The sequence below is a fragment of the Ruegeria sp. CF4 genome (assembly GCF_056537345.1).
The window spans coordinates 825,037-837,510 of record NZ_JBQFRJ010000001.1 but is presented as its reverse complement, the minus strand read 5'-3'; the positions used below and the strand labels follow the sequence as shown (position 1 = coordinate 837,510).

Annotated in this window: 13 protein-coding genes; 5 read left to right on the top strand and 8 right to left on the bottom strand. The window is 57.0% G+C overall.

Annotated elements, in window-relative coordinates:
- Positions 1-20: 20 nt before the first annotated feature.
- The 5 genes from ACR0NF_RS04120 to ACR0NF_RS04100 all read right to left on the bottom strand — a co-directional run bounded on the left by ACR0NF_RS04120 (position 21) and on the right by ACR0NF_RS04100 (position 4,347).
- Positions 21-1,061, bottom strand: coding sequence for a substrate-binding domain-containing protein (locus tag ACR0NF_RS04120; RefSeq protein ID WP_480666916.1), 1,041 nt, complete (start codon positions 1,059-1,061; stop codon positions 21-23).
- Positions 1,062-1,242: 181 nt separating this feature from the next.
- A complete protein-coding gene (locus ACR0NF_RS04115) occupies positions 1,243-2,274 on the bottom strand; it encodes a sensor histidine kinase (RefSeq protein ID WP_480666915.1) in 1,032 nt (343 codons plus the stop codon).
- 6 nt (positions 2,275-2,280) lie between these two features.
- Positions 2,281-2,802, bottom strand: coding sequence for a gamma carbonic anhydrase family protein (locus ACR0NF_RS04110; protein WP_480666914.1), 522 nt, complete (start codon positions 2,800-2,802; stop codon positions 2,281-2,283).
- Positions 2,799-3,440, bottom strand: a complete 642-nt coding sequence (gene gmk / locus ACR0NF_RS04105) for a guanylate kinase (RefSeq protein ID WP_480469798.1) — start codon at positions 3,438-3,440, stop codon at positions 2,799-2,801. Before gmk ends, ACR0NF_RS04110 begins: the two co-directional genes overlap by 4 nt.
- A 16-nt stretch (positions 3,441-3,456) precedes the next feature.
- Positions 3,457-4,347, bottom strand: coding sequence for a YicC/YloC family endoribonuclease (locus ACR0NF_RS04100; RefSeq protein ID WP_480657666.1), 891 nt, complete (start codon positions 4,345-4,347; stop codon positions 3,457-3,459).
- 232 nt (positions 4,348-4,579) lie between these two features.
- On the opposite strand from ACR0NF_RS04100, the gene ACR0NF_RS04095 reads away from it, so the two are divergent.
- A complete protein-coding gene (locus ACR0NF_RS04095; protein WP_480469796.1) occupies positions 4,580-5,254 on the top strand; it encodes a PAS domain-containing protein in 675 nt (224 codons plus the stop codon).
- A gap of 54 nt (positions 5,255-5,308) precedes the next feature.
- On the opposite strand, the gene ACR0NF_RS04090 is transcribed toward ACR0NF_RS04095, so the two are convergent.
- Positions 5,309-6,679, bottom strand: coding sequence for a class II 3-deoxy-7-phosphoheptulonate synthase (locus ACR0NF_RS04090; protein WP_480469795.1), 1,371 nt, complete (start codon positions 6,677-6,679; stop codon positions 5,309-5,311).
- Positions 6,680-6,848: 169 nt separating this feature from the next.
- On the opposite strand from ACR0NF_RS04090, the gene ACR0NF_RS04085 reads away from it, so the two are divergent.
- Positions 6,849-7,853: a GlxA family transcriptional regulator gene (locus ACR0NF_RS04085; protein ID WP_480777811.1), complete on the top strand. Its 1,005-nt coding sequence runs from the start codon at positions 6,849-6,851 to the stop codon at positions 7,851-7,853.
- A 2-nt stretch (positions 7,854-7,855) separates the two neighbouring features.
- Here ACR0NF_RS04085 and ACR0NF_RS04080 read toward each other — a convergent pair whose 3' ends face one another.
- Entirely contained in the window at positions 7,856-8,263 is a 408-nt protein-coding gene (locus ACR0NF_RS04080; RefSeq protein WP_480777810.1) for a hypothetical protein, read from the bottom strand.
- Positions 8,264-8,295: 32 nt separating this feature from the next.
- Complete coding sequence (locus tag ACR0NF_RS04075; protein ID WP_480777809.1) at positions 8,296-9,399, bottom strand: PQQ-dependent sugar dehydrogenase; 1,104 nt, start codon at positions 9,397-9,399, stop codon at positions 8,296-8,298.
- Between the two features lie 150 nt (positions 9,400-9,549).
- On the opposite strand from ACR0NF_RS04075, the gene ACR0NF_RS04070 reads away from it, so the two are divergent.
- The 3 genes from ACR0NF_RS04070 (at position 9,550) to ACR0NF_RS04060 (ending at position 12,473) form a co-directional block, all read left to right on the top strand.
- Positions 9,550-10,731: an ABC transporter substrate-binding protein gene (locus ACR0NF_RS04070; protein ID WP_480469791.1), complete on the top strand. Its 1,182-nt coding sequence runs from the start codon at positions 9,550-9,552 to the stop codon at positions 10,729-10,731.
- A 126-nt stretch (positions 10,732-10,857) separates the two neighbouring features.
- Positions 10,858-11,646 (top strand): ABC transporter ATP-binding protein, encoded by a 789-nt coding sequence (locus ACR0NF_RS04065; protein ID WP_480469790.1) that lies wholly within the window; start codon positions 10,858-10,860, stop codon positions 11,644-11,646.
- Entirely contained in the window at positions 11,643-12,473 is an 831-nt protein-coding gene (locus tag ACR0NF_RS04060; protein WP_480469789.1) for an ABC transporter ATP-binding protein, read from the top strand. Before ACR0NF_RS04065 ends, ACR0NF_RS04060 begins: the two co-directional genes overlap by 4 nt.
- The last annotated feature ends 1 nt before the right edge of the window (position 12,474 follow it).

Here is a 12,474-nt window from a genome sequence, read left to right as displayed (position 1 = left end):
AATTAACACGGGGTTTGGAATTAGCTGCCCGAACCCAAAGTTACTTCGTTGGCAATCGCATCCTGCGTTTTTGCCAGCTCAGGATCGGCAACCAGACCGTAGTTGGCCAGCGGACCCGACGCACCTGCAATCTCATCATGAGTGAAAAACTGAGCGTATTCTTTCAGGCCAGGGATCACGCCGATATGCGCTTTCTTGACGTAGAAGAACAGCGGGCGGGAAACAGGGTATTCACCCGACGCGATGGTCTCGGTCGACGGCGCGATACCACCCATGGTGGCCACTTTCAGCTTGTCGGTGTTGTTCTCGTAGAACGCCAGACCGAAAACGCCGATGCCGTTGGTGTTAGTGTCGATGCGGGCCAAGGTCTCGGTGTAGTCACCGTCGATGTCGACCGACTTACCGTCAGTACGAACGTCGAGGCATGCATCTTCGGCGTCATCTTCGCTCATGCCGCCTGCGATCATGGCTTCCATGGCGCCGGTTGCTTCACAACCTGCAAGCAGAACCTTGTCTTCGAACACTTCACGGGTGCCGTGCTTGGTGCCCGGGATGAACATCGCGATCTCAACATCCGGCAGGTCGCCATTGAACTCGGCCCAGCTGTTGAAGCTGTTGTCGACCAGCGCGCCGTCTTTCATGACTTTCGAACCGATGGCGTTGTAGATGTCTGCCGGCTGAAATGCAGTAAAGGCCGGACCCGACTGCTGGCTTGCGAACACGATGCCGTCATAGCCAATGCGTACTTCCATGATGTCGGTCACACCGTTTTCGGCGCAAGTTTTGATTTCTTTTTCGCGGATGGCGCGCGATGCGTTTGCAACGTCGATTGTGTTTTCGCCAACGCCTTCGCAGAACCGCTTGAGACCAGCCGACGAACCACCCGATTCAACAACCGGGGTCGGGAAGTCTGTATTTTCACCAAACAGTTCGGCAACGATCGAAGCATAAGGCAGTACGGTCGACGAACCGGCAACCTGAACGTTGTCACGTGCAGCAGCAGCAGTTGCCGAGACGGCAGCGATTGCCAGCGCAGAAGCCGACAGTTTTACAAAGGACATTTCAGTCTCCTTGAGAAGGATGGGTACTGATCATCCCCATGATGATCTGCGCAAAGCCCTAAAAGCCGCGCGTAAGCCTTTTGTGACAGGTATGTAACGGTTTTATGACAAGTTAGGATATTTTGAGAATTTCTTAACTTGACGATACGTCAGCGGCGGATCGCCTATCAGCCATCTGACCTCAACGGGGCAGTATGACGGTGAACACGGCACCCTGCCCCAGCTCACTTTCCACCCGCAACCTGCCCCGATGTCGGTTGACAATGTGTTTGACGATCGCAAGCCCCAGCCCTGTTCCACCCAACTCGCGCGAGCGATGGCTGTCTGCGCGATAGAAACGCTCGGTCAAGCGGGGAAGATGTATTGGGTTGATGCCGGGACCCTGATCAATGATTCCGATTCTCACGGCTGGCCCGCGCATGGCAGTATCGCGCTCCGACAATGTCACTACGACCTGAACCAGCCCCCCGCTGCCGCCGTATTTGATCCCGTTTTCCACCAGGTTGGTGATAACCTGTCGTAACTGATCGCTGTCACCGACCATCGTCACCGGATCATCCGGGGCGTCCAGTGACAGCTTTACATTGGCATCATCTGCAAGAGGTCGAAGGGTGTTCAATGTGGATTGGATCAGGCCGGTCAGTTCCAGAGGTTCCTTTGGCCTGACCCGCTCTTCGCTTTCCACCCTGTTGAGTGACAGCAGATCCCCCACCAACCGATTCATCCGATTGGCCTCGTCCGCCATGATCTGCAAAAACCGCTCTCGGGCCGCCGTATCATCGCGCGCAGGCCCGCGCAGTGTTTCGATGAACCCCATCAGAGCAGTCAGCGGCGTCCGCAGCTCATGACTGACATTGGCCACAAAATCGCGTCGCATCTGACCGGCCTGCTCCAGATGGGTGACATCCTGAAACACTACAAGCACAACCCGAGAGTCGTTCATATACCGGCACTGCACCTCAAAGGTCGTATCTTGTGCACCATCATTGGACAGATGCCGCGCGTTGCTAGGCTGCTTTGACCCAATACATTGCTCAATCGCTTCGATCACCTGAGGTTGCCGAAGGATCGTGGCGAAGTGCCGTCCCTCAATCGCCGCACCCAACAGAGTACGCGCTTCGGTGTTCGCCGCAACGATCCGCTCAGATTGGTCAACCAGCAGGGTCGGCATCGGGATGGCAGATACAAGCTCGGCATGAAAGGGATCCGACATGCGATATCAGACCGGTTTCAGCGTTTCGCGGAACTTGCGCATGTTGTCCTGATAGTGCAGCGCGCTCAGCGTCAGGTGTTGCGCGGCCTCATCATCAAGCTGACGCACAACCTTGCCCGGCGTTCCCATGACCAGCGAATTATCAGGGATCTCTTTGCCTTCAGTGATCAGGGCCCCTGCCCCGATCAGGCAATTCTTACCGATTTTTGCCCCGTTCAGAACGATAGCCCCCATGCCGATCAGAGAGTTGTCCCCGATCGTGCATCCATGCAGCATGACCTTATGCCCGATGGTGCAATTCGCGCCGATGGTCAGCGGGTATCCGGCATCGATATGCATCACGCAATCTTCCTGCACGTTACTGCCCGCACCAACGCGAATCTCTTCGTGATCTGCGCGGATTGTGCAGCCAAACCAGATCGAGGCCCCCTGTTCCAGCACCACCTTACCGATCAGGTTGGCATCAGGCGCGACCCAGGTATCCTCGTGAATCTGAGGCTGATGCTCTCCCAAAGCATAGATCGTCATGACTGTTCCTCGAACTCGGTCTGCAAGGTACGGATGTGGTTCTGCAGGCGCGGCTGCTGAATGCGGCGCATCCGCTCGGCACTGACGATGGTTTTCAGCTTCTCCTCGGTCGCGTCCAGATCGTCGTTGATCAGGACATAATCGTAGTAACCCCAGTGGCTGATCTCATCCCAGCTTTTCAGCATGCGCTTGGCAATCACGTCTTCGCTGTCCTGCCCCCGGCCTTCCAGGCGGCGCCTCAGTTCGGGAATCGACGGTGGCAGGATGAAGATCGACAACGCATGTTTGCCCAAATCCGAATTCCTGATCTGCACTTCCCCCTGCCAATCGACATCGAACAACACGTCACGGCCCTTGTTGATCGACTCGCGCACCGGATCGGCGGGTGAGCCATAAAAGTTCCCGAACACGTGGGCATGTTCCAGCATTTGCCCATCGGCAACCTGCTGTTTGAACGCGTCTTCTGACAGGAAGTAGTATTCGCGCCCATGTTCTTCGCCCGGTCGTGGTGCACGCGTGGTGGCCGAGATCGAAAACTCCAGATCGCTGTCCCATTGCATCAAACGTCGGGCCAAAGTGGACTTGCCTGCGCCCGAGGGCGAGGACAGAATGATTAATAGACCCCGGCGATCTGCCATGTGTGTGCCCTCGTTCCTATTCCACGTTCTGAACTTGTTCGCGCATCTGATCGATCACCGCCTTCAACTCAAGCCCGACGGATGTCAGCTCGGCATTTTGCGATTTTGAACAGAGCGTATTGGCCTCGCGATTGAATTCCTGCATCAGGAAATCCAGCTTGCGCCCGACCGGACCGTCCTGATCCAGCAGCGCACGCGCGGCGGCGACATGAGCGGCCAGACGGTCGATCTCTTCAGTGATGTCCGCCTTGACGGCGATCAGCGCCAGTTCCTGCGCGACTCGTTCAGCGTCGACACCTTGCGCATTATCGACAACACGCGCCAGATTGTCCTTTAGCGCCTGTGCCATCTCCTCTCGCCGCTGCTCGGCCAGATCGGCAGCCGTCTCTGTCAGCCTAGAAATCTGATCTAACTGACCGCCGAGAATGCCGGCCAGCGCTTGCCCCTCGGCCTTACGCATGTCTAGGAAAGCAGCCAGCAAGCCGCTGAATTCGGTCTTGAGCTTCTCAACCAACGGAGCGGGATCATCATCTTCGCTGCCCGCTTCAAGCATGCCCTTCAGCGTCAGCAGATCACTGGCCTTGGATCCCGCCAGTTCGATACCACGCGCAGCGGCCATCGCCTCGGTCTGCGATAGCGCCGCCAGAGCGGCCTCCATGGCTGAAACGTTCAGCTTGATGTCAGAGGCGCTCTCTTCCCGGTTCAGCCGTAACGATAACGTCACGTTGCCCCGGCTGACCTGTTTCGACAGCTCCCCCCGCAGCGCAGCCTCAAGCCCGGTCAACCAGTCCGGCACGCGCAGGCGCATATCCAGTCCCTTGCCGTTTACGCTGCGCAGCTCCCAGCTCCAGCTATGGGGGCCAAACGCTCCTTTGCCCGAGGCGAAACCGGTCATGGATTTGATCATGCCTGCCCTTTCCGTCAAAACCGCTCGCCGCACCTAATGCCAACAACGGGCTAGGGGCAAGACCTTGCTCATTTGTGGCAGAGACGCGATCGGTTAACCATTCGTTAAAGAATTGATCCAAAATTGTATTAACCCGTGTCAATCTGACAGTCGGAAGCGCTGATGAACCCCAGCTATGCCCGAAAGATGGCATTTTAGGAAAATGGCGACTGATTGACGATAGGGTGATGAAATGAAAACCTTTTTCGGGACTGGCTCTGGCTCAGGATTTGGAAAGATCGTCGCGATGGACCGATTTGACAGCGGGCGCAGCCTGTCCCCAATTCGTCAGGCCGAAGCTTATTGGACCGCCCTTCTTGGCGGCGACGGCGTGCCGATGCGGTCACAGATCGATCCTCGCGGGTTAGAGAATGTTCTGGAATACACGTTCATACTCGAACGTATTGCACCGGGTCTGGCACGGTTTCGTCTCGCCGGAAGCCACCTGAACAAGCTGGCTGGGATGGAGGTGCGCGGCATGCCTCTGACTGCCTTTTTCGAACCCAGCGCGCGTGATGATGTCAAAACCTATCTCGACCGGGTGTTCACGGCACCGGCTGTGGTCGAACTTGGATTGACCTCAAAAGGCAAACTGGGCCGTGCATGCCTGCAAGCTCGTATGATCCTGTTGCCGCTTAAAAGCGATCTTGGGGATGTCAGCCGCGTGCTGGGTGTCATGCTCAGTGACGGCGTGATTGGCACCACACCGCGTCGTTTCTCGATAACTGATCATCGGGTGCGCGAACTGTCAGAGCTACGGCAACCGCCCAAACCCGCTCCGCATGAGGCTATGGGTTTTGCCGAACAGCAAAGCGAGTTTGTGCGGTCCGAACCATATCTTCGGCTGGTATCTTCCCGCGATGACTAAGAAAAACGGCGGGTCAGTGGCCCGCCGTTCTGATTTCTAAACTGTCGCGGTCTCTCAACTCGCGGCACGTTTGACGCGATCGCGGCGCAGATTGGTCAATTCTTCCGCCACCAGGAATGCCAGCTCCAGCGACTGCGTCGCGTTCAGGCGCGGGTCGCAGGCCGTATGGTAGCGATCCGACAAGTCCTCTTCCGTCACGGCGCGTACGCCACCGGTGCATTCGGTGACATCAAGACCGGTCATCTCAAAATGCACACCGCCGGGCACGGTGCCCTCGGCCTGATGCACTCCGAAGAAGTCGCGCACCTCGCGCAGGACCGAGTCGAACGGACGCGTCTTGTAGCCCGTCGCGGACTTGATGGTGTTGCCATGCATCGGATCGCAGACCCAGGTTACCTTGGCACCTTCTTCCTTCACGGCCTTGACCAAACGTGGCAGATGCTCACCAGCCTTACCCGCACCAAAACGCGCAATCAGGGTCAGGCGACCCTCTTCGTTCTCGGGGTTCAGCTTGGACATCAGGACCTTCAGGTCTTCCGCTGTCGTTGTCGGACCACATTTCAGGCCGATCGGATTCAGAACACCGCGGCAGAATTCGACATGCGCGCCATCGGGCTGACGTGTCCGATCACCAATCCAGATCATGTGACCGGAGCCTGCCAGCCAGTTGCCTGAAGTCGAATCCAGACGGGTCAGCGCCTCTTCGTATTCCAGCAGCAAGCCTTCGTGGCTGGTGTAGAACTCAACTGTCGAGAACTCATGCGTGCTATCTGCGGTAATCCCGGCAGCGCCCATGAAATCGATGGTGTCTTGGATGCGGTCGGCAATTTCCGAGTATTTCTGAACGTCCTGTTCATCCGTGAAACCCAGAGTCCACGAATGCACCATGCTCATATCGGCGAAACCACCGGTCGAGAAGGCGCGCAAAAGGTTCAGCGTCGCGGCTGCCTGCGTGTAGGCCTGAAGCATCTTGCCGGGATTCGGGATGCGTGCCTCGGGTGTGAAGGCCAGTTCATTGATGATGTCACCGCGGTAACTAGGCAGTTCCACCCCATCCACCACTTCGGTCGGGGCGCTGCGGGGCTTGGCGAACTGACCCGCCATCCGGCCCACTTTAACCACAGGCACCTTGGCGCCATAGGTCAGAACCATGGCCATCTGCAGCATCACCTTGAACGTGTCACGGATCGCATCAGCACTGAATTGTTCAAAGCTTTCAGCACAATCGCCGCCCTGCAACAGGAAGGCCTCGCCGCGACCAGCGGCACCCAGATGTTGCTTGAGACGCCGCGCTTCGCCTGCAAAGACCAGCGGGGGATACTGCGAAAGCTGCGCCTCGACTTTGGCCAGCGCGGTTGCGTCGGTATAGTCTGGCATCTGAACCCTGGGCTTGCTGCGCCAGTTCGTTTTTTGCCATTCCGTCATAGCTTGGATCTCCGCTGAGGTAATTCAGGTGGTCTCTATACAAAATGCATTCGTCAGAGACCATATCACATTTGCGCCTCTTGACGCCGCAAACAAGCTTTGAGCATGGTGACAGCCATATCCGCCGACGTTTCGAACCCGGCGTGCACCGAATCAAGGACACATCGCCATGCAAGAGCAACGCCAAGTTGTCACCGTGGATCGAGAAGCGGGCAAGCCGCTCAATTTTGTTTTCGTTCTGCTGGATAAGTTCTCGCTGCTTTCCTTTGCGTCTGCGCTCGACAGCCTGCGGATTGCCAACCGGATGGCGAACCGGGAGCTTTACACCTGGAAACTGACCGGTGAAGGCGGTGAACTTGTACAGTGTTCGGCGGGAACCACCTTCAAACTGGATGCCGATCTTGAAGAATTGCAACGCGACGACGTGATCCTGATCTGCGGCGGAGTTGATGTTCAGGCGGCGACCACCAAACGGATTCTGAACTGGATGCGCCGTGAGGCGCGCAAGGGGTTGAAGATCGGAGGGCTTTGTACGGCCGCCTATACGCTGGCTAAAGCCGGATTGCTGGAAGGCAAACGGGCCACGATCCACTGGGAGAACTCGGACAGTTTCTCGGAAGAATTCGACACTGTTGAACTGACCAAATCAGTGTTTCAGGTCGATGGGAACCGGATGACGACGGCGGGCGGCACCTCATCAATTGACCTGATGCTCAAAATTATCGCCGATGACTATGGCGAGGATCTTGCGAATGCAGTTGCCGATCAGATGATCTATTCCTCGATCCGCACCGATCAAGACACCCAGCGTTTGTCGACGCCGACGCGTATCGGGGTGCGGCATCCGAAGCTCAGTCAGGTAATTCTGATGATGGAAAAGAACATCGAAGAGCCGATCTCACCCTCGATCCTGGCCAAGGATGTGGGCATGTCCACCCGCCAGCTGGAGCGTCTGTTCCGCCGCTACCTCAGCCGTTCGCCCAAGCGGTATTACATGGAGCTACGCCTGCACAAGGCGCGCAATCTGCTGATGCAGACCGATATGAGCGTCATCAACGTGGCGCTGGCCTGTGGTTTTGCCTCGCCCAGCCATTTCTCAAAATGCTACCGGGCGCACTATAACACCACGCCTTACCGCGAGCGCGGTGCGCAGAGCGGACGGCTGTCGGTTTAATATTAAAACCTTGTCAAAAGTTCCTCGGGATTGGTGTTGAGATAGAACTGAATAACTATCAAATCGTCATCGCGTTCGTGTAACAGCGCGTAGAAGTAAACATAGCTTTTCATGTCATTCCAATAGGCTCGCAACTCCTGCGAGAAGCCATTTTCCAATTCAACACGCTTAATGACTGCCGCGTTTGTCAAATAATAAGGAACCACATCTCGAAGCTGGGTCTGGATGCGGGCCAGCTCTTGCTCAGTATATTCATCCGCACCGCCGAAATCTCTGATTACAGTAGAGAATTCCCGGTTCTTCATCTTCTTGTCCAAAAAGCTCTGATACTCTTCGTAGGATGAAAACTCTTCGGCCAGAGCGGGCATTGCGGAAAAAAGCGCAACGATAATAAACTGAACTCGTAGCATAAAGCAATCCAATAGGTTGTGATGCTTCTGTGTTACTTGTCGGGTGTCATCCTGTAAACTGCTCCCTCACCTACAGAAATATACCAGATCGACCCATCGGGCGCTTCGACGATATCGCGTACGCGTTCCGTTTCAGGGCCTTTTATCTGTTCGACCTCGCGCAACGGTGTCCCAGCCAGCCGGGAAATGTAATCGAACTTGAGTGACCCCACGAAAAGGTTTCCAGCCCAGCTCGGCCAAAGCTTACCAGAATATACCATCAGCCCAGAGGGCGCGATGGACGGGTCCCAATAGTGCTGCGGTTGCTCCATGCCTTCTTTTGCGGTGCCTTCTCCGATTTTCTTGCCTGAGTAGTGCTTGCCATACGAAATAACGGGCCAACCATAGTTTCGCCCCGGCTGAATCAGATTTACCTCGTCACCACCCTGCGCACCGTGCTCGGCAGTCCAAAGACGCCCCTGAGCATCCAAACCGGCCCCTTGCGGATTGCGGTGGCCATAGGTCCAGATTTCAGGGCGAATATCGCCCTGCCCTACAAACGGATTGTCCGAAGGCACCGATCCATCACGATTAATCCGGATCACGGACCCGATGTGATTTTTCCGGTTCTGTGCCTGCGGCCGATCCCCCCGGTCTCCAATCGTGACAAAGAGCGTTCCATCATTGGCCTCGACAACGCGTGAGCCAAAATGACGTCCACCGGAGCCGCCGGGAAGGGCCTCAAAGATGATCCGAGTGTTGGTCAGACGCTTGTCGTTTTCCGATAAACGCGCCACCGCGAGCGCGGTGCCTGCCGCCCCACCGCTTTGCGGCTTGGAAAAGGTCAAAAAAATCTCACGCGTCTGGCCGAAGTCTCGTGCAATTGTCACATCCAGCAAACCGCCCTGCCCGTTCGCAGCAACTTTCGGGGCACCCTGCACTTTCTGGGATTTGCCATCAGACACATACAGCAACTGCCCGTCACGCTCAGTCACCAGAAAAGAACCATCTGGCAATATTCCGACCGCCCAGGGGGTATCGAGCTCTTCGATCATAGGTTGGACAAGAACCGCGCCTTCTGACGTTTCAAGGATATCGGCGCGGACAATCCCCGCGCTAGACAGCAGGATTAGAATCGCAAACGCTTTGAACTTCATGATCTCTTCCTCGGACACGCGGTTTTATCATCATGAGAACAAATAGGTTTATGCCCCACAAAAACACGTTTGCGTTAGGACTTTTCTTTTTCGCATGGCTTGCCTAGGGTCGTGCGCAGAACGAATACGTTCACAATAGGGAGTAACCATATGAAAAAGCTGCTGACTGCAACTGCAGCCACCGCTCTGCTGGCGGGTACCGCAATGGCCGAAGACGTCAAACTGGGCGTGCTGTTCGGCTTCACCGGCCCAATCGAATCGCTCGCACCTGCCATGGGTTCGGGTGCCGAAATGGCGATGGCCGAGGTCACCGAATCCGGGAAACTGCTGGACGGTGCGACCGTCACCGGGACCCGCGCCGACACGGGCTGCATCGACAACGGTCTGGCCACCTCGAACGGCGAACGTATGATCGCGGACGGCGTTGCCGGTATCATCGGCGGTGACTGCTCGGGCGTGACCGGAGCAATTCTGCAGAACGTCGCGATCCCCAACGGCATGGTGATGATCTCGCCATCGGCGACCTCGCCGGGTCTATCGACCATGGAAGATAACGGCCTGTTCTTCCGCACCGCCCCGTCGGATGCGCGTGAAGGTCAGGTGATGGCTGACATCCTGAATGATCGTGGCATCAGCTCGATCGCGCTGACCTACACCAACAACGACTACGGCAAGGGTCTGGCAGATGCGATCCAGTCCTCGTTCGAGGCTTCGGGTGGCGAAGTCACCATCGTTGCCGCGCACGAAGACGGCAAAGCCGACTATTCGGCCGAAGTTGGCGCGCTGGCCTCGGCCGGTGGCGACATTTTGGTCGTTGCAGGCTATCTGGACCAAGGCGGTCTGGGCATCATCCAATCGGCGCTGGACAGCGGTGCGTTTGACACCTTCGGTCTGCCCGGCGGCATGATAGGTGACTCGCTGCCTGCAAACGTTGGTCCCGACCTGAATGGTTCGTTCGGTCAGATCGCCGGTTCGGGTGGTGAAGGTGCCGAGAAGTACTTTGCCATGGCCGAAGCCGCTGGTTTTGACGGCTCGTCCCCGTACTCGCCGGAAAGCTATGATGCAGCAGCACTGTTCATGCTGGCCATGCAGGCCGCAGGTTCGACCAACGCTGCTGACTACGGCGCCAAGATCATGGACGTTGCCAATGCTCCGGGTGAGAAGATCTATCCGGGTGAACTGGCCAAGGGTCTGGAACTGTTGGCTGCCGGTCAGGAGATCGACTATGTCGGCGCATCGGGCGTTGAACTGATCGGCCCCGGCGAAAGCGCTGGCTCGTATCGTGAGATCGAAGTCACCGACGGCGAGAACAAGACCGTCAACTTCCGTTGATACTGCGTTAACAGTCATAAAAACAAGCAGCCCGGGCCTTGTGTCCGGGCTGTTTCAATGACAAAAGGCCGCACCTTTCACACGGGGATGGGGCAACGACGCCGAAAACGGCGGCTAGGGGAAAAGATGATCGTCGTCGAAGACGTGCACAAGCATTTCGGCGGGTTTCATGCGGTGGACGGGGCATCGCTGGAAATCCAACAGGGCTCGATCACCGGTCTGATTGGGCCGAACGGGGCCGGAAAAACCACTCTGTTCAATGTGATCGCGGGTGTTCTTCCACCAACCAGTGGCAAGGTCTTCATGGATGGTGAGGATATCACCGGCCTGCCCCCGCATGAGCTGTTTCACAAAGGCCTGCTGCGCACCTTCCAGATCGCGCATGAGTTTTCGTCGATGACCTGCCGCGAGAATCTGATGATGGTGCCTGGTGCGCAATCAGGTGAATCGCTCTGGAACACATGGTTCGGACGCAAACGCATCGCCGATGAAGAACGCGCGTTGAAGGCCAAGGCCGATGAGGTGCTGGAATTCCTGACCATCGAACATCTGGCTGATCATAAGGCCGGTCAGGTTTCGGGCGGTCAGAAGAAGCTGCTGGAACTAGGTCGCACCATGATGGTCGACGCCAAGATCGTGTTCCTGGATGAGGTCGGTGCGGGTGTGAATCGCACCCTGCTGATGACCATCGCCGACACGATCCTGCGCCTGAACAAGGAGCGCGGCTATACCTTCGTCGTCATCGAGCACGATATGGATTTCATCGGCAAGATCTGCGACCCGGTCATTTGCATGGCCGAGGGTAAGGTGCTCGCCGAGGGTACTCTGGACGAGATCAAGGCCAACGAGCATGTGATCGAGGCCTATCTGGGTACCGGCCTGAAAAACAAAGATAAACTGGAGGCGGGTGCATGAGCGACAACCCCTACCAGGACGATAAAGGCAACAAGGACGCCTCGATCACCAATGCGCATGGCGTCGGCACTATGACCCCCGCCCATCGCAAAAGCGGTGAGACGCATCGGGTTGAGGGCGGCCCTTTCCTGATCGGCGACACCATGACCGGCGGCTATGGCAAAGGGCCGGACATTTTGCACGATTGCACCATCGCCGTCGATAAAGGTGAGATTGCTGTGATCGTTGGCCCCAACGGTGCGGGTAAATCCACCGCGATGAAGGCCGTTTTCGGTATGTTGGATGTGCGCTCGGGCGCGGTTCGGCTCGACGGTGAAGACATCACCTCGCTCACACCGCAGGATCGCGTGGTACGTGGCATGGGATTTGTGCCCCAGACCTCGAACATCTTCACTTCGATGACGGTGGAAGAGAACCTGGAAATGGGCGCCTTCATCCGCCGCGACGACATCAGCCAAACGATGGAGCAGGTCTATGACCTGTTCCCTATCCTCCGCGACAAACGCAATCAGGCTGCAGGAGAGCTGTCGGGCGGTCAACGCCAGCAGGTCGCCGTGGGCCGCGCGCTGATGACCCAGCCCAAAGTGTTGATGCTAGACGAACCCACCGCCGGCGTTTCGCCCATCGTAATGGATGAACTGTTCGACCGGATCATTGAGGTCTCACGTACCGGGTTGCCGATCCTGATGGTCGAACAGAACGCCCGTCAGGCGCTGGAGATCGCGGACAAGGGATATGTGCTGGTTCAGGGGCGGAATGCCTATACCGGCACAGGCAAAGAACTGCTGGCCGATCCCGAAGTGCGTAAGAGTTTCTTGGGGGGGTAGC

Bases quoted from the DNA above. Each gene is read 5' to 3' on its own strand.
- ACR0NF_RS04100 (WP_480657666.1), bottom strand. From the start codon at position 4,347: ATGATCAAATCCATGACCGGTTTCGCCTCGGGCAAAGGAGCGTTTGGC.
- ACR0NF_RS04090 (WP_480469795.1), bottom strand. From the start codon at position 6,679: ATGACGGAATGGCAAAAAACGAACTGGCGCAGCAAGCCCAGGGTTCAG.
- ACR0NF_RS04060 (WP_480469789.1), top strand. From the start codon at position 11,643: ATGAGCGACAACCCCTACCAGGACGATAAAGGCAACAAGGACGCCTCG.
- ACR0NF_RS04095 (WP_480469796.1), top strand. From the start codon at position 4,580: ATGAAAACCTTTTTCGGGACTGGCTCTGGCTCAGGATTTGGAAAGATC.
- ACR0NF_RS04070 (WP_480469791.1), top strand. From the start codon at position 9,550: ATGAAAAAGCTGCTGACTGCAACTGCAGCCACCGCTCTGCTGGCGGGT.
- ACR0NF_RS04075 (WP_480777809.1), bottom strand. From the start codon at position 9,399: ATGAAGTTCAAAGCGTTTGCGATTCTAATCCTGCTGTCTAGCGCGGGG.
- ACR0NF_RS04110 (WP_480666914.1), bottom strand. From the start codon at position 2,802: ATGACGATCTATGCTTTGGGAGAGCATCAGCCTCAGATTCACGAGGAT.
- ACR0NF_RS04065 (WP_480469790.1), top strand. From the start codon at position 10,858: ATGATCGTCGTCGAAGACGTGCACAAGCATTTCGGCGGGTTTCATGCG.
- ACR0NF_RS04085 (WP_480777811.1), top strand. From the start codon at position 6,849: ATGCAAGAGCAACGCCAAGTTGTCACCGTGGATCGAGAAGCGGGCAAG.
- ACR0NF_RS04120 (WP_480666916.1), bottom strand. From the start codon at position 1,061: ATGTCCTTTGTAAAACTGTCGGCTTCTGCGCTGGCAATCGCTGCCGTC.
- gmk (WP_480469798.1), bottom strand. From the start codon at position 3,440: ATGGCAGATCGCCGGGGTCTATTAATCATTCTGTCCTCGCCCTCGGGC.
- ACR0NF_RS04115 (WP_480666915.1), bottom strand. From the start codon at position 2,274: ATGTCGGATCCCTTTCATGCCGAGCTTGTATCTGCCATCCCGATGCCG.
- ACR0NF_RS04080 (WP_480777810.1), bottom strand. From the start codon at position 8,263: ATGCTACGAGTTCAGTTTATTATCGTTGCGCTTTTTTCCGCAATGCCC.